We start from the raw sequence: 23,124 nt of genomic DNA on the forward strand, positions 1-23,124 counted from the left end.
TGAAACAACTTCGGCAGGATATGCTTATGGGTTCCGAATCGCCGCCGCGGCGAAGCGAGTTCCTGCTTGATAGCCTGTTTATGAACAGCCGGCCCTTCTCAATGGAGCGGCCGTTGGTAGAAGAAAATCCCTTTCCCGATAGGAGGGGGGTTACTGAATGTTTACCCAGGAGGTTTGACATGAAAAGAATCCAGATCGCGGTGGTGCTGTCCGGCTGCGGCAACAAGGACGGCGCCGAGATCCACGAATCGGTCCTCACCCTGTGGGCCATCCATAAACATGGCGCGGACTACCAGTGCTTTGCCCCGGACATTCCCCAGCGTCATGTACTCAACTTCATTACCAACCAGGAGATGGCGGAGGAACGTAATGTCCTGGTTGAATCGGCCCGGATCGCCCGCGGCCGGATTCTTGATCTTGCCGTGTTCCGGGCCACGGACTACAACGCCTTGATTATCCCCGGTGGTCTCGGGGTGATCAAGAATCTCTCCGACTTCGTGGTTGCCGGGCCGGAATGCACGGTCATCCCGGAACTGGTCCGGGCAATCAAGGAAATGGCGGCCCAGGGAAAACCCATCGGCGCCCTGTGCATCGCCCCGGTTATTGTGGCCAGGATCCTGGACAACGTCGAGGTGACCGTCGGCTCCGACCCGACCACCGTGGCGGCGCTTGAAAAGATGGGGGCCCGCCACTCCGCTACCACCCACGGCGAGATCGTCATCGACCACAAGAACAAACTGGTGACCACCCCCTGCTACATGCTCGACGCCCGGGTGGATCAGATCGGCGCGGGCGCGGAAAACCTGGTCAAGGCGGTCATGGAGCAGATCGACCGGTAAGGGCCCGGAAATCACCGGCCAGGTCCCGGGGATTGAAGGCGGAGAAGTTCCGCCGGAGAGCCTCACAACGGCCCGGATCCAGCCCCCCCGGCGCTCCGGTCCCTTTCACTCCAGACAAAATCGGCATAGGATACATCCCCTGCCGCGTCTGCCTCTTCCTTGATCTCCCGGACCTCTTTTTTGACCTCCATAAAAACATCCACAACCCCGGGGTCAAATTGCTGGCCGCGTTCTTTCCGGATAATATCATAGGCAATTTCCAGCGGATATGGCTCTTTATAGGGCCGCCTGGAGGTCAAGGCGTCAAAGGTGTCGGGCAGGCCGACAATCCTGCCGGCCAGTGGGATCCCATCCCCGGCAAGCCCCAGGGGATATCCCCTGCCGTTCCACTTTTCATGGTGGGAAATGGCTATCTGGTGGGCGACCTGAAGGACCTCGGACCTGGAGTCGGCCAGCACGTTGGCGCCGATGGTGGTATGATCCTTCATGATCTCAAACTCCTCGTCACTCAGTTTCGAGGGTTTGAGCAGGATACTGTCCGGAATGCCGATCTTGCCGACATCATGCATTGGCGCTGCATAGAAGATGTTGCGGACATCCCGGGCCGGCAACCCGAGTTTATCGGCAATCAGGGCGCTGTAGCGGCTCATCCGGATAATATGGCCGCCGGTGTCCTCGTCCTTGTATTCCGCCGCGATCACCAGCCGGTGAATGGTGTCCAGATAGGCCTCCTGCAAGCTCTGATAGGTGAATTTCAGGTGAGCGTGGGTCTTGCCCAGGTCATCGGCATATTTTATAAGCTGCCGGTTGGCGGCCTCAAGTTCCTTTCTTTTCTCTTTCTCGGCCCGGTACACCTCGGCAAGATCCCTGGCATACTTCTTCAACTGATCAAAATCAGAATAGCCGCCCGGTGATTTATCAATACCCATCCGCGCCTCCCTATCCTAGAATTTCTTCCACCTTTCTTATCAGCTCCAGCGGGCTGAAGGGCTTGACAAAATAATCGTCAGCCCCGGCCTCCTGTCCCCTGGCCTTGTCCGTCTCCTGACCCCTGGCCGTTAACATGACTATTTTGCAATCTTTTGTCTCCGGGTCGTTCTTCAGGATGCGGGTTGCTTGCAGCCCGTCGATCCCGCCGGGCATCATGATGTCCATGATAATCAGTTCAGGCCGTTCCGACCTGGCAATCCCAACGGCCTCTTCACCGCTTACGGCCTGGAGAATCCGGTAGTCGCCCACCCTCAGGGTTACCTCCACCAGTTCCCGGACCTCCAACTGGTCGTCTACTATGAGAATCTTTTTCATCCTGTTACTCCTTTGCCAAAGCGGCCTTTGGGGATTTTCAAAGCTCATCCCGCATCTCCCGGTGCCGACTGCCGCGGTGAGCCGATGGGGAGCGTAAACCTGACAATGGTCCCCTTGCCAGCCTCACTCTCCACCCAGACCCGCCCGCCATGCGCCTCGACAATGTATTTGACAATGGTCATCCCCAGTCCTGTCCCCTCGGGGGCCGAACCAGAGGTATCAGCCCGGTAAAACTTGACAAACATTTTATCAACCTGTTCAGCGGACATTCCGATCCCCTGGTCTTCAACGGATATCCGGCAATCATTGCCAATGATTTCTCCAACCACCCTTATTCTACCGCCCTGGGGAGAATAGTTAATCGCATTATCAATAATATTTGTCAGGACCTGTCCTATTTTTTCCCTGTCCACAAACAACTCCACGGATTCACCGGGCAGCACAACATCAAACCGGTGCCCTGGGGATATGGCCTGATAGTGCGAGATCATCGACTTAACGGTGTCACCGGCGTTGCAGCTCTCTTTATTCAAGGAAAACCCCAGCCCTGACTCTATCCGGGAGATATCCAGAAGATCGCTGATTATCCGGGTAAGGGTTACCGCCTGTTTGTTGATATAGGCCAGAAACTTTTTCTGTTCTTCCCTGCTGATATCGTCCCTGGTGAGCAATATTTCCGAAAATCCTCGAATCGAGGTCAGCGGGGTCCTGAACTCATGGGCGGTCGTGGAGATGAAATCGGTCTTCATCTTGTCTGTTTCACGTTCGCGGGTGACATCATGGATAATCATCACAATACCCGCCTGCCGGCCCTTTTTGTCCTCGATCACCGAGGTTGTCGCCCGCATGGTCCGGGGATGTCCGGGATCAGGGCCCGGCAGCCCGAAATCAAACTGGTAGCCGGTTATCTTTTTATCCAGGATATACTTGACCCTTTCACGCAGCGTCTCTTCCTGGATCGCAAAATCAATCGGCCGGTCAACCACATCGCTGAACCGTACCCCCAGCATCTCCTCTGCGGCCCGGTTCATCAAGACCAGCCGGTTCCCCACGTCGGTCACGATCAAGCCGTCGGCAATGGACTTTATTATTGCGTCAATCCGGTCCCTGGCCTGTTCGGTATTGGTAAGGGCTCTATTGAGTTCCTCGGTGCGTTCTTCCACCATCCGTTCCAGGTTTCTGGAATACTCCCTTATCTTCTCCTCGGCCCGCCGGCGGGCGGTGATGTCCCGCATGATCGCCAGGATTCCGATTATCCGGCCCTCTTTTTCAATCGTACCGGCATTGTTATCAACATAGATCGTCTGGCCGGCCTTGCCCAGGAGTCGCACCTGGTAATTCCTGGAGATTTTTCCCCGGGCCAGTCTTTTTGCGAAACGCTCCCGGCATGAATCCAGATCACCGGGATGGATCAACTCGTTCAAGTGCAGTTGCACCGCCTCGGCCATTGAATAGCCCGTCATTTCACCGAACCTGGGGTTGACAAAATTTATCCTTCCCGTCTTTTCGAAAACTATCACCGCGTCATTGGCATTGTCGATTAAATCGCGGTATTTTTCCTCTGATTCCCTTAAGCCGGCATTCACCCTTTCCAGCTCAAGCATCTTGTCTTCCAGTTTCCTGATCAGCCGCTGGTTATATTTTTTCAGGTAAACGCCCTCATCCTCGGCCGGTGACTTGGCCGCCCGCAGAGACCCGGTCTCGTGACTTTTGAGAACCGCTGTTATGATTTCCATGAAAACATCGGGTTCGGCAGGCTTTGTGATAAACCTTTCCGCCCCCAGACCCAGGGCGAACTCCTCGTCGCTGGGCTCGGTATAAGTGGCGGTATAAAAGACAAAGGCGATCTTCTTCAGTCTCGCGTCGGTCTTGACCGCGCGGCAGAGTTGAAATCCGTCCATCCGGGGCATCAGGATGTCGGAAATAATCATGTCGAAATCCTGCCGGCCGGCCTTTTCCAGCGCCTCGATCCCATCACCGGCCGCGGCCACCTCATATCCATAACCCCGCAGCAGGGCCTCCAGCATATAGATGTTTTCCTTGCTGTCATCGACGAGCAGGACTCTCATCATCCGCCTCCTTTATCAGGAACACCTGCGCCGGCTAAAGATGCTTTTCAATCTCAGCCACAAAGGTCTCCGGATCAAAGGGTTTCTCGATGTAGCCGGCGCAGCCGATTGCCAGCGCCTTTTCCCGGTCCCCCACCATTGCATAGGAGGTTACCGCGACAATGGGTATCCGGTTGATCCCGGCCATGCCCTTTATCCGGGTTGTCGCCTCATAGCCGTTCATCTCGGGAAGCTGGATGTCCATCAAGATCAGGTCCGGTTTTTCCGCCTGGGCCTTTCCCACGCCTTCAAGCCCGTTCCGGGCCGCGATGATCTCATAACCGCTTTGTTCAAGAAGAAAGGTCGCCAGGTACAGGTTCTGCTCATTGTCCTCGATTATCAGTATCCTCTTTTTCATCTGGTCCTCCTTGCCGGAATTCAACCGGCAGGGTAAAGGTGAAACAGGAACCTTTGCCATATTCGCTGGCCGCCCATATTGTCCCACCCAGCAGGGTCACCAGCTTGCGACAGAGATGCAGCCCCAGGCCGGCCCCCTCGTATCTGCGTTGGGCTGACCCGTCGACCTGGCGAAACGCCTCGAAAAGACAACCCATTTTCTCCTTTTCGATTCCAATACCCGTGTCGGAAACGCTCACCGTCAGGTTATGACCGGCCATTGTGCAGTCAATTCTTATCTCACCGTTATTGGTGAATTTCACCGCGTTGTTGGCCAGGTTCAGGAGAATCTGGAATATTTTTTTCCGGTCGCTGCTGATCTCCGGGATCTTATCCGTTATCTCCGTGACCAGTTGCAACCCCTTCTGGGAGGCCATTGGCGACAAGGTCTGCGTTACCTCGGAGACAATCTCCTTGATCTTGAATCCTGTCACGAGAACTTCCATTTTGCCGGACTCAATCCGGGAGAGATCAAGGATATCATTAATCAGGTTAAGCAGATGGTTGGCAGAGCCGTAAACCAGGGCAAGCTGCTTTTTCTGCTCCTGGTTGATCTCGCCGGCAAGGCCCTTCAGGATTATGCCGGTAAAACCGATAATCGAGTTGAGCGGGGTCCTCAGTTCATGGCTCATGGTGGCCAGGAACTCGGACTTGAGCCGATCCATCTCTTTAAGCTCGCTGTTGACCCGGGCCAGTTCCCGGGTCCGTTCGCTCACCTTGGCCTCCAGACCCTCGTGTGCCCTGCGCAGATCATCCACCGCCTGTTTCCGTTCCTGTTCCATCTCAATATTATGAAGGGCAAAGGCAATATCCTGGCCAACCTCGACCAGCAGGTCGATCTCTTCCGCGCCAAAGGCATCGGCAAGATGGGCGTACACGTTCAGAACGCCGTGGCCCTTGTTTTCATGGATCAGGGGAATGGCGGCCGATGAACCATAGCCGCGCTTGATTGCTTCCTCCCGCCACGGCCGGTAAGCGGGGTCCCTGACAATGTCCCGCATTACAGCGGGCTTTCCGGTTCTGATGGCCATGCCGGTGGGGCCGCTGCCGCTTGCCGAACCGTTCCGGGTTATCCTTATCGAGTCCAGATAACCCTGATCAGAACCAGACTGGGCCACGGGCGTGACTTCCATGCCGTCTTCCCGGACCACCCCGATCCATACCAGCTTGTAATCCCGGGTTTGATTGAGAATATCACAGGCCCCCTGCAGCAGCTTTTTCCGGTTTTTCTCATGGACAATGAGTTGATTAACATCCCTGATCGCCATCAGGACCCGCTGCAGATGTTGAATGTGTTCCTCCGCCTGCTTACGCCCGGTGATGTCACGGCCCTCGGGCACCAGGTATTTGATTTTCCCGTTTTCATCGTAAATCGGGTGCATGCTGTACTCTATCCATACCAGTTCCCCGGTAACGGCCTGAAACTCAATATCGTGAACCAGGGTTTCTCCGGTGGCGCAGATCCTGACATCCTCCTTGATCTGTTGCCTTACCTGTCCGGAGTGTTGCCACCAGAAGGCGTCATGGAACATTTTACCCTTTACCTCGTCCAGGGTGAGCCCTCCCGCATCCAGGGCCGTGTTGTTGACGAATATCACCCTCCCGTCCGGTTCGAGCACCGCGACAAAGGTGAGCATGTCATTCAAGACGCCTGAAAAAAATCTTTCGCTCTCCCGGATCGCCTGCTCGGCCCGCTTTCGTTCGTTGATCTCCCCCAGCAATTTTTTATTTACCGCCACCAACTCCGCGGTCCGTTCTTTTACCCGCCCTTCCAGGTTCTCTTTCTCTTTCCGCAAGGCATCGCGCAACCTCACCTCCTCAAAGATTATTTTGCCTTCCGCGGTAATATATTTGACCTCTCTCCGATCACCCAGCACTGGCTGACAATTAAAAATAATGGGAACCGGACTCCCGTCCGCGCCCCTGAAGTCCGTCTCGATCCGGCTCGACCGGCCGGCCCTTGCCCGGACAAAACATTCAACTACCCGGGCTCGTTCTTTTTCCGAATGTGACCACCAGGGCGTATCGGGAAAGTATTTACCAACCACCTCGTCCCCGGCAAGTCCGCCGGCCTTGAGCGGCGTCTCGTTGAAAATAATCCCGAGCCCATCTGGATCGAACTTGCCCACGAACGTATCAAAGGTGTTTATCCAGTCCTGGAGTTCGGCCCGCTCCCGGGCGATTACAGCCAATTTGATATCCGCATCTCTCCGTTGCCGTAACTCCCGGCCGGCCCGCTTTTGTTCGCTGATGATTCGCTCCAGGAAAAAAACAGCCAGAAAGGCCATTATGCCGACCAGCAATGCGGGAAGCTCGGTCAGGTGGCCGCTGACCGAGACGGCCCATGACTCTTTCTGGGTCAGCAGGGTGAGGATCTGGCGCAGGGCCATCAGCCCGAGCATCATGGTCAGAAATCCCATCCGCCAGTCCCGCGCGCGGCGGAGCAGGACAATGGACCAGCCCATTGCCGCCAGACGAATCATTATGGAAACGATGAGAATCAAGCTCATGACGCGGTGTTCTCCTTTTTCAACACAACCACCGTTGCCGGGGCTTACCCTGTGAGTGGTTGCTGATGTATAAGCTCCCAGGCCGATGCCTTGCATCTCCGGCACCCTGCAAGCGCTCACAGGCGTTGACAAGTGCCAGACGTGGTTGTTCCACCCTGCGATGGGCAACCTTGCCGCTGCGCCGGTCCCCTGATTACTTGATACAGAAAATCAGCAGGATAGCAAGAAATATAAATACCAGGGTTATGGTAGGTTTTTACCAGGCAAAAATACCAGGGTCGTATCGGGAAACCATGCCTGGGAGCGGGATTGCCAGGCAGGGGCCGGGTTGAAACAGGAAGAGTAATAATCGAAAATATCTGCCGGTTTTCTTCGCGCCGCCCGGCGGGCCGCCCGGGAAGGAAGCCAGGAAATCAAAACAGGGGGAAATTATTTCTGGGAAAATGGCAGGGAAATGATAGGTTGAACATGGTCCGAGGAACAGGCGGACACACCCCTTTGCCGCCTCCAGGGGTCATGGGTAGGCCAACGTCCCACGCAAGGGTTATACCGATCGATGAAGAATAATCTTTTAACCAGAGAACAACGCCTTATCCGCATCCGCAATTATATTGACCGGATGCCGAGCCTGTCCACCACCGTGACCAAGGTCCTTGCGGTCTGCAATCAACCCGACACCTCGCCCAGGGATCTCAACCAGGTCATTTCCCTGGATCCGGTGCTCACCGGCCAGGTATTGAAACTTGTTAATTCGGCCTTTTATTCACTGCCGAACAAGATTACCACCCTGACCCGGGCGATCATCATGCTGGGGCTTAACACGGTCAAGAATCTGGTGCTTTCCACCGCCATCCTCGGCGCCGTAACCAAACAAGGTCCGGCGCCGGGGTTGGCCATGGACCTTTTCTGGACCCATTCGATCTCTGTCGGGGTTATTGCCAGGGCCCTGGCCGCGGCCAGGGGGGTGCCGGTTACGATGCGGGAGGAATCATTCATCGGCGGCTTGCTCCATGACCTTGGCAAGGTTGTGCTGACCAGTTGTTTCCCGGCGGAATATCAACAGGCCCTGGAATCGACCCGGAGCCGGTTTGATATCCTGCCTGCGGCGGAAACAGCAATCCTTGGCCTGGACCATGGCCTGGCCGGAAAAATGGTTGCTGAAAAATGGCAACTGTCAAGTACCATGACCGATACCCTGGGTTATCACCATGATCCAGGCAAGGCTGAAGAAAAGAACAGGGAACTGGTGGCCATTGTCGCCCTTGCCAATGCATATGCGAATATTTTCGATTTCGGCACTGCCGGCGACCCTTATCAGGATTATGACCAGTTGACCAGGCTGCTGGACCTGACCGGGTTTCAATGGGCCGATCTGTCCTTTCTCCTGGAAACGGTTGAAGATGAGATTGAAAAGGCGCGGGTTTTTCTGAATGTTTCATCAACAACGGAGACACAGGGATGAAGATTAAATTCTGGGGGGTGCGCGGGTCAATTCCCTGTCCGGGACCGCTCACCGTAAAGTACGGCGGCAACACAGCATGTATCGAGTTGCGGCTTAACGATCCGGAACGGCTGATTATAATTGATGCGGGCTCCGGTATCAGGGAACTCGGCAACCATATGATGGCCCATGATCTGCCCAGGGGACCGATCCGGACCGAGATTTTCCTGTCCCATACCCACTGGGATCATATCATGGGTTTCCCGTTTTTTGTGCCAAGCTATCTTCCCACCACTAAATTGAAAGTCCATGGCCCGTTCAACCTTGAGGGAGAAAGCCTGGAAGAGGCCATGGCCGGCCAGATGACCTATCGTTATTTCCCGATCAGGAAAGACTGGCTGGCCGCTGATATCAACTATATTGAACTCAAGGAAGGGCAGATTGATCTCAAGGGCGGGGTCACCCTCCGCACCAAGTACCTGAATCATCCGATCATGTGCCTGGGATATCGTTTTGAATACAATGGCAAGGTGGTCTGTACGGCCCATGACACGGAACCCTATCGCAACCTTTTTGCAGCCGGGCCGGATGATCCGTCCCATGACGAAACCATGGCCGCCGAGGGCGAGTTGATTGCCGGGGAACAGAATAAGGCCCTGGAGGATTTTTTCACCGGCGCCGATCTGCTGATCCACGACGCCCAATATACGCGGGAGGAATATGAGACATCGAAAAAAGGCTGGGGCCACACCTCCATTGAGCATGCCTGCGAAACAGCAAGCCGCGCCCAGGTAAAACACCTTGTCCTGTTTCATCATGACCCCATGCGGACCGATTCCCAGCTTGACCGACTGGCGGAAATCCACTGCGCGCCCGGCAGGTATGGCGATATGAAAATAACCCTGGCCCGCGAGGGTCTGGAACTGGAACCCTAGAGATAACCCCGGATAATGGCCGCTCCGGGGAGAGACCGCAGGGCAGAACTGGATGGTTGCCCCGGACCGTGATCGTATTCTTCGCTTTGCTTTTCCGGTTAAACAGCTTATGATTCGCAGCTCTGTGGTAACCAACCCGGTTGATCCGCCGAGCCGTGACAGTTTATCAGGATTTGGGTCCGGACGGCCGGCGACTATTGGCGCGACATAAAAAGTATATGCTTGAGATATTTCATAGAAACGCGGCACAGCGGATAATCTGTCTACTGTTGACAGCGATTTTCCTGGCCTCCTTTCCAACCGGCGCCACGGCCCTGGCATTCTGCCCGGAGGGGCAGAAGATCCAACTGGTCGACCGGCAGTATCTCCATCCGGCGGACTGCCATTCCCCGGTTGAGGCGGCAGGACCCCTTTTTTATGAGTACCGCTCCGCCATGGCGGGCCAGGGAAACAATGACTGCATTGACATCTCCCTGGCAAACTCAAAATCATTGATCCGGCCCCCTGAGAAGGTACTGCCGGTGCCGGCGAATATCCTGTTCCCCGGTGTATTGATTGACAGCCGGCAGGGATTCCGGCAAAAAACAGCAGACCGGATGTCTTTTGTCCTCAACCAGGCCCGAACCCCTTCTCACCCCGTCACCGCCCAGCGGACAGTCGTTCTCCTGATCTAACAACCCAGCCTCTGTCCGGAGGTTTCCTCCCTGATTCACTGTTTCCTGCCCACACCAACCATCAGGACAGGTTGACCGCCGGCTTGAATACCTGGCCGGCGGACCGCCTTGCCCGGCGGGCGGGAGTGACAACCCGGTGACAATTATCATTGTTCACGCGAACCCACCAGCTCCGCAAGGTTTTTTCCCTTAATAACCGCATATTATTTTTCGCGCTCTTTGCGGCCGCAGGTGACATTCTGATTTGTTGGATGACCATCAAGGGTGATGCCCATGAAAAAAACAGACACGGCTTCAGTAAAAAAGGAAATCGTAATTATTATCACCATTGTCGCCTTTATCAGCGGTTTCCTGGGGGGCATTATCTACAGCGCCCTTAAGTCCCCGGCAGGCCCTTCCAGCTATCCGGACTCCGGGGCCGCGGCTATCCCGGCCCGGGACATCCCCCTGCCAACGGACCGGATAGCAGAGCTGGAACAGGAACTGGCCGTTGACCCGGACAACGTCAAGGCGATGATCGAGCTTGGCGACATCTACTTTGACAGCAACAGATATCAGGAAGGAATCGTGATTTTCACCCGGGCCGAGAAAATCGCCCCGACCGATATCCATATCCTCAACGACCTGGGCGTGATGCACCTGCATACCGGCAATTACGAGACCGCCCTGGAAAAGTTCAAGGCGGTGCTGGCTATCTATCCGACCCATAGTCACACCCTGTACTACCTCGGCCTGGTGTACCTGAAGCAGGGCGACAGGGACAAGGCGTTGCCGGCCTTTGAACAGGTACTCGCCTTGAACCCTGATCCGCAACTGGCCGAGGCGGCCCGCCGGGAGATAGCCGCGCTCAATGAGCAGACGCTGTTTCAATAGGCCGGGTGCTGGTCAACGCTTACCGGCCGGTGGTTTCCGTAAATCTGTAGCCCCTGGTGAACGGTTACTATAATCTTCACGCTGGATTCCGGAGAACAACCGATATGACCCGTTTAAATCAAGAGTCTGTGAACTGGACCATTCTTTTTCTCTGCTGGCTGCTGGCCGGCGCGTCAACCACGGCGAGCTTGTTTTTCAGCCAGGTAATGGAGTTTGCCCCCTGTGTTCTGTGCTGGTACCAGCGGATAGCGCTGTTCCCCCTGGTCATAATCCTGGCAGCCGGGCTTTTCCCCCTTGACAGGGGCGTGCTGAAATATGCCCTGCCGCTGGCAGTGGCCGGCTGGCTCACCGCGGCCTATCATAACCTGCTGTATGCCGGGATCATCCCGGAGGACCTCCAGCCCTGCGCCCAGGGGGTCTCGTGCACAGAGGAATACATCTCCCTGTTTGGTTTCCTGACCATACCAATGCTTTCCCTGCTTTCGTTTTCAACGATAATCGCCCTGTTAATTACCTTAAAGACGAGGATGTCCAGATGAAATATGTAATAGTTGTGGTTTCCTGCCTTGTACTGGTCCTGGCGTTTATGTTCGGCGGTTCCTATTACAGGGGACAACAGGCAAAAAAACTCGGCTTCATGGCCAGGGAAAACGCCTCCCTTTTTGTCCGGGACCATTCCCAGACCCTTGGCAGTGACGATGCAAAGGTTTATCTTGTGGAGTTCATGGACCCGGCATGTGAAACCTGCGCTGCTTTTTCTCCCCTGGTAAAGCGACTCATGGAGGCCAATCCCGGCAGGATCAAACTTGTTATCCGGTACGCCCCTTTCCATGACGGCGCTGATTATTTCGTCAAGATCCTTGAGGCGGCCGGGAAACAGGGGAAATATTGGCAGACCCTGGATATCATGTACAGATCACAACCTTACTGGGCCAGCCACAGCAACCCGCAACCGCAGCGGATATGGCAGTTTCTGCCAATGGCGGGCCTTGACCTTGATCAGATCAGGAAGGATATGAACGACCCGGCAATTACAAAACTGATAGAACAGGACCTTGCCGACGCCCAGACCCTTAACGTCCGCAAGACGCCGGGGTTCTTTGTCAACGGCAAGCCCCTGCAACCCTTTGGTTACCAGCAATTGCTGCAACTGGTCCAGGATGAAATCAAGGCGAATTACCCGAACCAGCCCGACCATACCCGTACGGGTCAAAATTCCGGAGGCGATAACTCATTATGAAAAAACTATCCTTTTTAATCCTGCTGTGTTGTTTACCCTTGTTCATCACCGCCTGCGGCCAGAGGCCCAAGGTGGCCGAGGTCGGCGAGCCGGCCCCGGACTTCAGCCTGGTGGACAGAAGCGGCAAGACCTGGACCCTGTCCGAACTCAAGGGACAGGTGGTGTTTATTAATTTCTGGGCAACCTGGTGTCCACCCTGCCGCGAAGAGATGCCCTCGATGCAACGGCTTTACACCATGCTGCCCAAGGACAAGTTCAAAATGCTGGCCATACTCAACAAGGATGATCCGGCCCTGGCCGACACCTTTGCCGCCAGGCTGGGCCTCACCATGCCGATCCTTGATGACCAGAAGAACAAGATTGGTCAGAAATATGGCCTGACCGGACTTCCTGAGACCTTTATCGTTGATAAACAGGGGGTACTCCGGGAAAAGTTCATCGGCTCGGCCCAATGGGACTCTCCGGTGTATCGGCAGATGATGATGAGATATATCAACCAGTGACGACCCGTGACCCGTAACCGTTCACCGGCCATGCGAAAGAGGCCCACAATCTCAGGCCTGTAACCGTTCAGCAGTGCTGCAGATTTGTTCGTTTAGGCTTTTGAGCTATAGTCCCTCTATGTGAGAAGGCCGAAACAGACGAAGATGTGGTGCTGCTGAACGGTTACCGTGACCCTTGTTTGATGGAGGCGGCATGAACAAGCAGAAAAAACCCGGCACAAAACAGAAAATCAGGATCGCCCCGTTTGTGGCAATATTTATCTTTCTTATCCTCGGGGTGATTGCAATCAGCCTGGGCGAGCCGGCCCGGGTCCTTGAGCAGGCCACCCAGATCTGTTTGTCCTGTATAGGGATCGGCTAGCCCCATGGATCTCGTCCGCAAATGGGTCCAGGCCCTGTTTTTCCTGATCACCAACGGCTACTGGAATTTCCCGGCCACCAGGGGGATCTACCAGGGTCCGCTGAAGGTGATCTGCTCGCCCGGGCTTAACTGTTACTCCTGCCCGGCGGCAACCACCTACTGCCCCCTTGGCTCGTTGCAGCAACTGCTCGCCGGGATCCGGATCTCCCTTGAAAGCGGCCGGTTCTTTATCGGTCTTTATGTTGTCGCCGCCATGGGCGTGATCGGCAGTTTCGTCGGCCGGATGGTTTGCGGCTGGGCCTGCCCCTTCGGCCTGTTCCAGGAGCTTCTCCATAAGATCCCCTCACCCAAGTTCAACATCTGGCCGCCCCTGCGCTATATAAAGTACGGGCTGCTGCTGTTCATGGTCATCCTCCTGCCCCTGTTCGCGGTTGATGAGTTCGGCCTGGGCAGCCCCTGGTTCTGCAAGTACCTGTGTCCGGCAGGCACCCTGGAGGCCGGATTCCCGCTGCTTATCATGCAGCCCGCCCTTCGGGCCAAGCTGGGCCTGCTTTTTTTAATCAAGCTTTTTTTTCTCATTCTTTTTATTGTCTGGGCCGTGTTGGCCAGCCGGCCCTTTTGTCGAACCGCTTGTCCCCTCGGGGCCTTTTATGCCCTGTTCAGCAAGATTAAATTGATCAAGTTGCGTCTTGACCCGGCAAGGTGTAACAACTGTGCGGCCTGCCACAGTGTCTGTCCGATGGGGGTCCGGTTCAACGAGTCACCCGATGACATGGAATGTATATCATGCCTTGCCTGCAGCAAGGCCTGCAGGTTCAATGCGATCAACCTGGAAGTGGGCGGCCTGCCGGTCACCGGTCAACCCGCGCCGGCCGCTTACCGGCTGAAAAAGGACATGGGCCACGCCGGCCCTTCAACTCAGTAGAGTTCCGTCAACCAACCAGCGTGCGATGTCCATTTTTTCCAGCTACTCTTCCCCGGACCATCCCACCCGGGTGAATTTATATGCATGAACCAGGGAACAGGACGGTTGGACTGGCCGGCGCTATTTCGATCGGCATCGGGGGCATGGTGGGCGGCGGTATCTTCGCGGTGCTGGGCGAGGCCGTGTCCCTGGCCCACGGCGCGACCCTGGTGGCTTTTTTTTGGCCGGGCTTGTCGCCTTGTTGACCTCCTATTCCTATGCAAAGCTTTCAGTCAGATACCAGAACCGCGGCGGAACCATGGTCTTTGTTGACAACTCGTTCAGCCACAATCTCTTGTCAGGCAGCATAAACCTGGGAGCTAATGGAAACGATTGCCAGCGGCCTGGTTGAAACGGAGCCTTAATAACTGCTTGCCGAAATGCCAGATGAAACGGGGGTTATGCCTTGAATATCGTTTCCAGAGCCGTCCGGGCTCACAGGCCAGCCTGAACAGCCACTCAAGCCCTGCCCTCTGCATCCAGCGCGGCGCATGTTTCTTCCGCCCGCTGAAAAAATCAAAGGCCGCCCCGACTCCCACCATGACACACGCGAGACTATCCCTGTGTTCGGCCATCCATTTCTCCTGCTTGGGGCAGCCGATGCCGACAAACAGAATCTTTGCGCCGGCAGCGTTTATCTGTTCAACATACCCGGCATCCTCTTGAATATCCAATGGCCGGAAAGGAGGGGAAACAGTACAGGCGATGTCCAAGGAGGGGAACTCGCGTGCCAAAAATGACTTGAAATCCCGGAGACTATCCGGTGTGCCGCCATACAGGCCGATGGGAATATTTCCCTTCTCCGCCGCAGCGCAGAGCCGCAACAGCAAGTCGGAACCCCGCACCTGACAGGCCTGCTTCTCACCCAACGACTTAAGTGCCCAGACCAGGGGCATGCCGTCAGCCACGACGAGATCGGCATTGTTCACCACTTGACGGAAGTCAGGACTGTCAAAGCTCTCCATGCACATATGGACATTGGCGACACAGACGTACCGGCCCTCCGTGCCCCGGGCGGCATCAACGACCCATTGTGTCGCCCCGCCGTAATCTGTCACGGCAACGGACAGCTTGAGTATTTTTTTATGTGCAACCCGCATCGTGATGGTTTATTCCTCAAAATACCTTTAAATCAGGGCCGGCCTTTAAATCCGAGCAGGAGCCGCGCCGCTTGCATCAGATATACAAGCATTTTCTGATAGATGCTTGTCAAGGCGACCTCCCTTATCCCTTTTTTGAATCGAATCCGGTTTTTTCTTCGCAACCGGTTGCCCCGGACGATGTGGCCGGGCAGCAGATCTCCGTTGTTCGCCAGAATAGTCTTGGCCCGGGAAAAATCAAGGCCGCTCCATTTTTCCAGCCTGGCAAGACAGGCAACCGGATCGTTCATCAACTCCTCGTAACGGATCTCGATCATCTTACTTCCCACCCGCCAGGCCACCAGCCGGCAACTCAATAACACGGTTATGTAATAAAGACAGGTGGCCAGGGGCGGTTTGGGGTCCTGTTCCAACCCGGTTTTCTGGAACGAGCGCATGATCCCGGCCGGATCGCGGGTAATGCAGATTATTCTGGTCTTGCCTGGGAAAAATTCAGCCAGGGCCAGGGCCCGGCCCGGGAGTTTGGATGAATCGACCATGGCCGTGGCCCTGGTCACGCTCTTGATGGCAACCAGGAGCTTATGGTTGATCGCGGCGTAACGCCGGAGTTTGGCCCTGGGGATCAGACCGGAAATGAGTTTGAAAAAGCCGGCATGCCACTCAATGGAAAGGAAGAGCCTGAAGATCTCCAGCAGTTCCCCCTCCGGCAGGCCGACCTTTTCCCTTACCTTGCCCCATAATGCGCACTGATTGCACGGCGCGCCGCAGGAACAGGGATTGTTCAGCAAAAAGCCCTCGCGGAAAATGTAGTTCAACTCTCCGCAACCGGCAATACCAGGGTTATTGGCCAAAAGGATATCCAGGATCGTGGTCCCGCTTCTACCGGGGCCCATGATATAAAGGATGTCCGGTAGGCTTTCTCTGGTTTCTTTTGCCTGGTCTTGCACGGGAAACGACCCTTCAGCTGATTTTTTTTGTCGCCAACAGCCAGGCCCTGCTTACAGAAGACCATTGTCTATGATCGTTCGCAGCCTGGCACCAATGCTCTTTGGCGAGGACCTTTCAAGAATCCACGGTTTGCCGGCCGTGCCAAGCGCCCTTCTTTCCTCCACGGTCAGGAGCCTGGCGATCGCCCCGGCCACAAGTCGAGCCTCTGCTTCTTTCACCAGGTAGCCGACCCTGCCGTCTACAACGATATCCGGAATACCGGCATAATGAACGCCGACCACTGGTATCCCATAACACATGGCCTCGACAAAAGAGATGGGGTAGGCGTCGTTGGTGCTGGGCAAACAGAAAATATCCGCATCTTCGAGCAACTCCTCTTTCTCTTTACCCGAGACCCATCCCTTGAAAAACACCCGGTCTGCCAACCCCAACTCCCTGGAGAGCTTTTCGAGCATTTTTCTTTCACTGCCCTCCCCGGCCACAGCCAGTTGAACATGGGACGGGAGCAGGGCCATTGCCTGGATGGCAATCTCCACCCCCTTGCCCGGGACCAGTCTTGCCATGGCGAGAATGCGCACTTTTTCACCGTGGCGGGCGGCAAGCCCCCCATAGTCCCTTGGGGTATTGGCTATCTGTTCCAGGTCCGGCGAAAGGGGGTTGTGGATCACTGCCAACGGTTTGCGGATCCCCCCCCTGGTGACAAAAAACTCTTTCCACCAGTCGGTCAGCACAAAAACCATGTGGGCGGGCAGCAGCGCGATCTTGAAAAGAATGGAATAGACCGGGTTGTCAAAGTAGTAGTATGCCTGGGGGGCATGGATATGCAGAATTGTTCTGGCCCCGGCCAGCCGGGAGAAGAGCAACACGAAAAATTCACGGAAAAGGGAAAAACCGTTACCAGCCTGGGAATAGACAATCGGCTGTTCTCCCTTTTTCTTAATCCGCCTGATTGTACGTATCAGTTTCGGTAAGGCCGCCAGCCATAACACCGTTCCGCCCCCTGCTCTTCCGGGGTGAAAGGTGGGAATGGACTCAAAGGAAATGCCGGCCGACTCCAGGGCATTGAAGTAGCCGCGCATGACCACGCCGATCCCGCCGGCCCTGGAGTCCGGGTCGGTTCCGGTAAATATTATTCTGGGACCGGCTTGCGGCCGTGATCCTGAACGCATCAATTTTCAACCTCCCCGGTTCAGCGTAATTTCACCCTCTCCGGCACCCGGCCCTTGATCAGGATATATCTGGGCCAACCATCCACTTCAACATCCGGGGACGATACAGGTACGGCAACGGGGTTGCCCATTATATCGAAAAGTTCACTCTCCGCCCCTTCGCTGGAAACCGCAAACGAGGTAACCTTTTCCCGCCAGTTATAGGCAAGGAGCACGGTATCGCCACCGCGCCGGAACAGATAAACCCGGGTGCCGTCCCGGCGCTCTACCCTTGAGTGAAAAACAGCGCCAGCCAGGATTTCGGTCATGGCGTCATAAACCGCAAGCATCGGCGTCGGCTCATTGTACAGATCAAACATGCCCCATCTCAGGTCCGGGGAATGGATCGACGGGTGACCCGAGTCAAGATAGAACCAGAACATCCGCTCGACCCCTTCGGCGAAATCGGCCGCAAAAACCATGGGCAACTGCCGCGCCACCTCAAGCTGGCCCTGGCCCGACTTCAGATCGATGTCATTCGCCGCTCCCCCGCCATGGTCAAGCGGGACATCCCCCTGGCCGCTGTCGGAGTTCATGCTGCGCCAGGGGATGCCACGTTCGGTATCCCAGATATCCATGGTTGTTTTCCCGTAACGACCGAGGATACGCCGCAACCGCGGCACATATCCGGTTTCCTGGTTACGGAGGTCAAAACGATCTCCCATGAAGCGAAAGGCATGACCGCTGTGAAAGGAAAGCACGTCCAGGTAGCGCCCGCCACCGGCAGCCATGAATTCCCGGAGAAATTCCGGGTCCCGGGCAGGGTCCGTCCCCTGCCCGACCCCGCGCCCCTTGCTGCTGGAAGGACCGAGAATGACCGCCTCCGGGTTGACCCTTGACCTTGCCCGCCAGGTGACTGCCGCAAGTTGCACGGTATCTGCCACGGAAAACTTGTGGCCCGGCTCGTTCCAGATCTCAAAATAATCGACCTTGCCGCGGAGATGGGCAAGCAGGTTCTCGAGAAAACTTTCATAGGCCGCCATGTCCAGATAACCGGCGGCATCTTGCCGAACCAGTTTCATGAGCCGTTTTGTCCGTAGCCCGGAGACCAGATCCACGTTGCCTTCCGGCCGGGGGGTCCGGAGCCAGCCGGGCACGTTATTGGGCCGGTTGGAACCGAGCGGGATCATCACCTCCAGATCGAATCTGTCGGCCAGGCTCAAGGCCCGGTCCAACTCCTTGAAGTCATAGGTAGAGCCGTCGTCGGACAGCAGGCCCGGCCGGGCAAGTGAAAAGATCCGGACACTGCCGGCGCCAAGATCACCGGCAAGGCGGTAGAGGCTCTCAGGGGTATAATGGGCATCAATAAATGTCGCCAGGCCGTGTTCTTCCATGCACAGGCCGAAACGGCTGTCCCGCGGGCCGTTGACCGGATCCGGCCGAATCACGGCATAGGGCCTGCTCCCGGCAGCCTCCGGTCCGCCGGAGGCGGGGATAAACCGGGCGTTGACAACAAAGGAACCACGCCGTTCCGTAGCCAGCACCAGTTGCGCCTCGCCCTTGGCACCGACCCGAACCGTCCGGCCGTTGCCGAGCCGGGAGCCGGTAACCCTGTCGACAATATCGTAGCTCACCAGGCCGGCGGAACCAGGGGGCGTACGCACCAGCATGGTCCCTGGTTCTCCGGCCCTGAACACCCCCAGGGGATTGACGGGGCTCAAGCCAAGGGAAGCCCTTTTCACCGGCAGCCCATCAGGACCCGGCCCCTTCAGGCTCAGCTCGTCAAGCAAGAAATCGCCCCGGCCGGAGAGGAATACCCGGCACCAATAACGGGAAAAACCCTTTCTCGCCCTGAACGACAAGGCAATCCGGCTGACACCGTTACCAAGCCGCCTTGTTGTCCCGGCGATCTTTTTCCCGCCAGGGCCCCTTGCCGCGCCAAAGACCTCAACCCGGATCCTGGAGGTTTTTTCCGCGCCCACGATCAGGGAAAAGTCATACCGTTCACCAGGGACCAGGCCGAGCGCCCTGGTCACCAGCCGGTACCTGCCGCCGGTCAGGGCATGGAGCCGGAGGGAACGGGCCCCGGCCAGCGGGATACTGTTTTCCAGGGCCGGGGGACCGGGCGCGACTACTCCATACCGGGGAGTCCGTGATATCTCAAGATCAAGGTTGCCGACCTCAAAACCGCCGTCAGGGAAGAACTCGACCAGGGATGCCCCGCGCGGCGCGGCCCCCCCGGACAACGGACCCCACCCCAGAAGGAGCGTGGCCAGCAAAAGGGCAATGCGCCTAACGAGCCGTGACATAACCGTACGCTTCCAGCGAAGATCGCATGATATCGGTGAGTTGGTTGATATACTCCGTTTTCCATTCCTTGGCATACTTATGATTCATATTAACCAGCTCTGGCCCGCGCGCGAGCGAGTCATGGGCCTCGGCGGCATCGGTCAGATTACAAAAGGAAAACACCCTGGTCAGGGCTGCCTGCGGATCAGCCATAAAGTCCTCGTATTTCACTTCAAGCAACCGCTCCGGCCCGATACACCCGGCCTCTGCCCTGGTCATTTTCAGAACCCGGTTCCATTGCAGGGCGGTGATCACCCCGGGGTCCTTGCCGCCCCGGCGCCAGAAGTCAATATCCTCGTCCCGGAGTACTCCTTGCCAGAACGGCCCGTCATATCCGCCCTTTTCCTTCCAAAAGGAGACGTTGAGCAGGGAATGAACAACCGCCAGGCCATCACGCACGATATGAACAAACCGGGCATCTGGAAATATACTGTTCAGATAACCGACCCGCGGCGGGCCGGTCAGTTTCGCCGAAAACCTTGTCCGGCCCTGGTAGCGGACAATTTTCGCAACGGCATTTCGGAGGCGAAGGCCGGTCCGCTGGTCTGCCCTGCATCTGCCCAGGGCCGCAAGGGAGAAATCCCGCTGGGAATAATAGTCCCAGAACTGGTAAGCCTCGGCCGGCTTGACCAGGTACCTGTTACAGAAGGCGACCTCGGCATACTGTTTCTTCCTGGCCTCCACGACAAAGAAACGGTTCTCATGCAGTCGCCGCACCAGATTATAGCATGGACTCTGCGGATTTCTCTGCGAGTAGTTCGAGGGCCAGGCCAGTTCCGGATGCCTCGCCACTGCCTCGAAAATAATGGTCGTGCCGCTTCTCGGCATGCCGATGAAGAAAATGGGCTGCCGGATCAAGTTCTCGTTCATCCTGGTAACCAGTTGTCAGCTGCCCGGGTGGCGCATGGCTTCGCGCAGCAGCTGCTCGGTATTTTCCGTCATTATTGCAATGGTGAACCGCCGGAGCACCTCTGCGCGTGCCTGCCGGCCCATCCCGGCCGTGCCCCGCCGATCGTTCAGGCGCTGTACCATGGCCTTGCGCAAGGCGATAAAATTTCCCAGAGGCACGAGTTCGCCGGTACGGCCGGGAATAACAGCCTCCTTGAGCCCGCCGATGTCTGTTGCCACCACCGGGACCTCCATGGCCATGGACTCAAGCATTGCAATGGAAAAGGTCTCCACCGCGGTTGACGCGAGGACTGAAACATCCGCTGCCCCGAGCACGGGCCGCACATCTTCTACGTTCCCCAGGAAATGGACCCGCTCGGAGAGTCCAAGTCGATCAACCAGCTCTTCTATGCCGGGCCTGAACTCACCCTCGCCGGCAAGCAGGAGATGAGAGTCTTCGCCAATCTCCGAAAAAGCCCTGACCAGCAGCCCATGGCCCTTTTCCCTGCGAAAGCCGGCAATGCAGCAGAAGACAAACGAGTTGTCACCGATACTGTGCCTGCGGCGCAATGATCGACCCTTGTCCACGGCCTTGCCTGGTGAGAAACGGGCCGGATCAACACCATTATACACAACCGCCGCCTTGTCCCCTAATTCAGGAAATTTTCCGCGCCAGTATTCTGCCTGGGTTTTGCAGACAAAGATGATTTTTTCGCAGTTGCGCAGGATCCTCCGGTAAAGGAGCCGGTCAAGGAGTTCATCCTTGATCGAGACATTGCGGGTGGTATGGATCGAGGCGACCAGGAGCGGCTTTCGCGTGGATCTGCGCCGGGCAAGCCACCCCATGAAAAGGGCGAACTGCAGCGTGCAATGCAACAGCTCAATATCCTGCTCGTCAATGATCCGGGCGATACGGCGAACAAGATTGAAGTCGATCAGTTCTGTCCGCTGGATATGAATAAAGTCTGTTTTGCTCCGGTCCAGGCGGGAAAGCTGGTCCAGGTTGCTCTCATAAACCACAAGGGTTCTGGAAAAGCCGCCACCCATGGCGTTCAGCAGATCCACGGTCTGGGTCTGGGCACCGGCCCGACGCAGGGAAGGGAGCAGAAATAATGTTTTTACGGGCTTCACGTTTTATTGCTCAAGTTCAGATCAATTTCTTGAAAACAGCCTCATGTTGCCGGGCAACGCTCGCTGGCGAGTAATTATCGATGGCATACTGTTGGGCAAATCCGGATAAAGCCAACCGTTCCTCGTCGTTTTCAAGCAACCGCGAGAGTTCACCGGCCATCTGCTCAATATCCGCGGGGACCGCCCCAAGCCTGTGGCCCTGGATCAATCCGTCCGGGTCAAAAAAGGAAACAACCGGAACGCCCCTGATCCAGGCCTGGAGAAAGCTGTTGGGAAAACCCTCCGACTCGGAGGTATTGGCAAAAAGCCTGGCCCGTAAGAAATAGTCATTAACCCGGGAGTAAGGAACAGGCCCGATGAATTCCAGGTTCGGCGCCTGTTTTGCCGCCTGCTCGATCCCGGCGAAATACTGTTCCATCCCCAGGCAGGGCCCGCCGATCATCACGATCCGTTGGTCGGGAAGCATCCCGGCCAGATCGATCATCAGCTCCGGCCGCTTGAAGGGCCGCATGTTGTTCACCCAGAGGATATCGATATCCCTCTTGCCGGCGGGCCGGGCCAACGGCAACTCAACCGCCATGTTCATGGGGATGCTTTCAAGGCCGTAATGTCGGCGGAGCAGCCGGCGCTGATGTTCGCTCTGGACAAGAATCAGATCAGCCCGTTTGAGGCCGTATTCGTATAATTTTCTGTCCCGCCAGTATCTGATGAGCTGTTGGCCCGGGACGCAGTCGCTGTCATGGGCCACCCGGAAGGCGAAGATCTTCTTGTTCCTGCGACAATAGCCGCCCACCAGCCCGGTCAGCATGGCCGCACAGGACTGGTAATAGAGATCAGCGCCCGGCCGGGGCAACGCCCTGGCAATGGAAGTAAGCCTTGGGTGGAGAAAACGGAGTACCGGCAGCCCGGCGTCCAGCCTGTACGTTTTGTAGACCCGGATACCGTCACGCTCCTCAACGTCGGGTTGGCCGAAGTCCCTGACGATCATGCTCACCTCATAGCCCATGGCAACGAATTCCCTGGCCAGCAGGGTCTGCTGCAGGGATTCACCGCCGATCCTGGTTATCCCCATGTCGGGATTCAAGACAGGATAGTTGTCCATTCCGACAAAGCAGATACTCTTCATGTCTTGCTCGCTCCTAATTCGCTATTGAGAAGTACAAAATATATTTTCATGAAAAAGCACCGGCGGAAAACATCTTTAGTTTTGAATGCCGTGATTGTTACGAGTCCATCAAATTTGTCGGTCTCGCAACAACCCGCTCGACGGACGTGTGTCATGTTGTAACTTGTTGATTTTATTGGGTGGCATTTGAAGCCTTTCGGGTTGTTACCAGTTCATCAAATTTGTCGGTCTCGCAACAACCTGCGAGACGTAAACATTCAGTAAACCCCCTCCTGTCGGGAAAGG

At 56.3% G+C, this 23,124-nt stretch carries 23 protein-coding genes; 11 read left to right on the forward strand and 12 right to left on the reverse strand.

Features of this window, described 5'->3' with window-relative positions:
* Window positions 1-26: 26 nt before the first annotated feature.
* Entirely contained in the window at window positions 27-839 is an 813-nt protein-coding gene (gene elbB / locus L3J03_08050; GenBank protein ID MCF6290929.1) for an isoprenoid biosynthesis glyoxalase ElbB, read from the forward strand.
* 62 nt (window positions 840-901) lie between these two features.
* Here elbB and L3J03_08055 read toward each other — a convergent pair whose 3' ends face one another.
* Genes L3J03_08055 through L3J03_08075 form a run of 5 tightly spaced genes read right to left on the reverse strand, consistent with a single transcriptional unit; the run spans window position 902 to window position 7,158 of the window.
* Window positions 902-1,768, reverse strand: a complete 867-nt coding sequence (locus L3J03_08055; GenBank protein MCF6290930.1) for an HD domain-containing protein — start codon at window positions 1,766-1,768, stop codon at window positions 902-904.
* Between the two features lie 10 nt (window positions 1,769-1,778).
* Window positions 1,779-2,144: a response regulator gene (locus L3J03_08060; GenBank protein MCF6290931.1), complete on the reverse strand. Its 366-nt coding sequence runs from the start codon at window positions 2,142-2,144 to the stop codon at window positions 1,779-1,781.
* 44 nt (window positions 2,145-2,188) lie between these two features.
* On the reverse strand, window positions 2,189-4,216 hold the full coding sequence (locus L3J03_08065; GenBank protein ID MCF6290932.1) for a PAS domain S-box protein: 2,028 nt from the start codon (window positions 4,214-4,216) through the stop codon (window positions 2,189-2,191).
* Window positions 4,217-4,247: 31 nt separating this feature from the next.
* Window positions 4,248-4,610, reverse strand: a complete 363-nt coding sequence (locus tag L3J03_08070) for a response regulator (protein ID MCF6290933.1) — start codon at window positions 4,608-4,610, stop codon at window positions 4,248-4,250.
* Window positions 4,576-7,158 carry an ATP-binding protein gene (locus L3J03_08075; protein ID MCF6290934.1) on the reverse strand — a complete coding sequence of 861 codons (2,583 nt, stop codon included), beginning with the start codon at window positions 7,156-7,158 and terminating at the stop codon, window positions 4,576-4,578. The genes L3J03_08070 and L3J03_08075 overlap by 35 nt, the downstream gene beginning before the upstream one ends.
* A gap of 556 nt (window positions 7,159-7,714) precedes the next feature.
* Between L3J03_08075 and L3J03_08080 the strand changes: the two genes are divergently transcribed.
* The 10 genes from L3J03_08080 (at window position 7,715) to L3J03_08125 (ending at window position 14,355) form a co-directional block, all read left to right on the forward strand.
* Window positions 7,715-8,620 carry an HDOD domain-containing protein gene (locus L3J03_08080; protein ID MCF6290935.1) on the forward strand — a complete coding sequence of 302 codons (906 nt, stop codon included), beginning with the start codon at window positions 7,715-7,717 and terminating at the stop codon, window positions 8,618-8,620.
* Window positions 8,617-9,534, forward strand: a complete 918-nt coding sequence (locus L3J03_08085) for an MBL fold metallo-hydrolase (GenBank protein MCF6290936.1) — start codon at window positions 8,617-8,619, stop codon at window positions 9,532-9,534. The genes L3J03_08080 and L3J03_08085 overlap by 4 nt, the downstream gene beginning before the upstream one ends.
* Window positions 9,535-9,803: 269 nt before the next feature.
* Window positions 9,804-10,208, forward strand: coding sequence for a hypothetical protein (locus tag L3J03_08090; GenBank protein MCF6290937.1), 405 nt, complete (start codon window positions 9,804-9,806; stop codon window positions 10,206-10,208).
* A gap of 273 nt (window positions 10,209-10,481) precedes the next feature.
* A complete protein-coding gene (locus tag L3J03_08095) occupies window positions 10,482-11,081 on the forward strand; it encodes a tetratricopeptide repeat protein (GenBank protein MCF6290938.1) in 600 nt (199 codons plus the stop codon).
* 104 nt (window positions 11,082-11,185) lie between these two features.
* Window positions 11,186-11,620 carry a disulfide bond formation protein B gene (locus tag L3J03_08100; GenBank protein ID MCF6290939.1) on the forward strand — a complete coding sequence of 145 codons (435 nt, stop codon included), beginning with the start codon at window positions 11,186-11,188 and terminating at the stop codon, window positions 11,618-11,620.
* A complete protein-coding gene (locus tag L3J03_08105) occupies window positions 11,617-12,321 on the forward strand; it encodes a DsbA family protein (protein MCF6290940.1) in 705 nt (234 codons plus the stop codon). The genes L3J03_08100 and L3J03_08105 overlap by 4 nt, the downstream gene beginning before the upstream one ends.
* Complete coding sequence (locus L3J03_08110; GenBank protein ID MCF6290941.1) at window positions 12,318-12,824, forward strand: TlpA family protein disulfide reductase; 507 nt, start codon at window positions 12,318-12,320, stop codon at window positions 12,822-12,824. The genes L3J03_08105 and L3J03_08110 overlap by 4 nt, the downstream gene beginning before the upstream one ends.
* Before the next feature lie 193 nt (window positions 12,825-13,017).
* Complete coding sequence (locus L3J03_08115; GenBank protein ID MCF6290942.1) at window positions 13,018-13,185, forward strand: hypothetical protein; 168 nt, start codon at window positions 13,018-13,020, stop codon at window positions 13,183-13,185.
* Window positions 13,186-13,189: 4 nt separating this feature from the next.
* On the forward strand, window positions 13,190-14,110 hold the full coding sequence (locus tag L3J03_08120; GenBank protein ID MCF6290943.1) for a 4Fe-4S binding protein: 921 nt from the start codon (window positions 13,190-13,192) through the stop codon (window positions 14,108-14,110).
* An 80-nt stretch (window positions 14,111-14,190) separates the two neighbouring features.
* A complete protein-coding gene (locus L3J03_08125) occupies window positions 14,191-14,355 on the forward strand; it encodes a hypothetical protein (protein MCF6290944.1) in 165 nt (54 codons plus the stop codon).
* Between the two features lie 114 nt (window positions 14,356-14,469).
* Here the strand turns inward: L3J03_08125 and L3J03_08130 are convergent, their stop codons facing one another.
* From L3J03_08130 to L3J03_08160, 7 genes are all read right to left on the reverse strand, one after another.
* The gene (locus L3J03_08130; GenBank protein MCF6290945.1) at window positions 14,470-15,114 is read right to left on the reverse strand and encodes a WecB/TagA/CpsF family glycosyltransferase; all 645 of its coding nucleotides are present in this window, start codon (window positions 15,112-15,114) and stop codon (window positions 14,470-14,472) included.
* Window positions 15,115-15,281: 167 nt separating this feature from the next.
* Complete coding sequence (locus tag L3J03_08135) at window positions 15,282-16,142, reverse strand: sulfotransferase (GenBank protein MCF6290946.1); 861 nt, start codon at window positions 16,140-16,142, stop codon at window positions 15,282-15,284.
* 105 nt (window positions 16,143-16,247) lie between these two features.
* The gene (locus tag L3J03_08140) at window positions 16,248-17,366 is read right to left on the reverse strand and encodes a glycosyltransferase family 4 protein (protein MCF6290947.1); all 1,119 of its coding nucleotides are present in this window, start codon (window positions 17,364-17,366) and stop codon (window positions 16,248-16,250) included.
* Window positions 17,367-17,386: 20 nt separating this feature from the next.
* On the reverse strand, window positions 17,387-19,654 hold the full coding sequence (locus L3J03_08145) for a hypothetical protein (GenBank protein ID MCF6290948.1): 2,268 nt from the start codon (window positions 19,652-19,654) through the stop codon (window positions 17,387-17,389).
* Complete coding sequence (locus L3J03_08150; GenBank protein ID MCF6290949.1) at window positions 19,638-20,564, reverse strand: sulfotransferase; 927 nt, start codon at window positions 20,562-20,564, stop codon at window positions 19,638-19,640. The genes L3J03_08145 and L3J03_08150 overlap by 17 nt, the downstream gene beginning before the upstream one ends.
* Window positions 20,565-20,579: 15 nt before the next feature.
* Window positions 20,580-21,713 (reverse strand): glycosyltransferase, encoded by a 1,134-nt coding sequence (locus tag L3J03_08155; protein MCF6290950.1) that lies wholly within the window; start codon window positions 21,711-21,713, stop codon window positions 20,580-20,582.
* Between the two features lie 16 nt (window positions 21,714-21,729).
* A complete protein-coding gene (locus L3J03_08160) occupies window positions 21,730-22,839 on the reverse strand; it encodes a glycosyltransferase family 4 protein (protein ID MCF6290951.1) in 1,110 nt (369 codons plus the stop codon).
* Window positions 22,840-23,124 lie beyond the last annotated feature (285 nt).

This window comes from Desulfobacterales bacterium, from assembly GCA_021647905.1.
GTDB lineage: Bacteria > Desulfobacterota > Desulfobulbia > Desulfobulbales > BM004 > JAKITW01.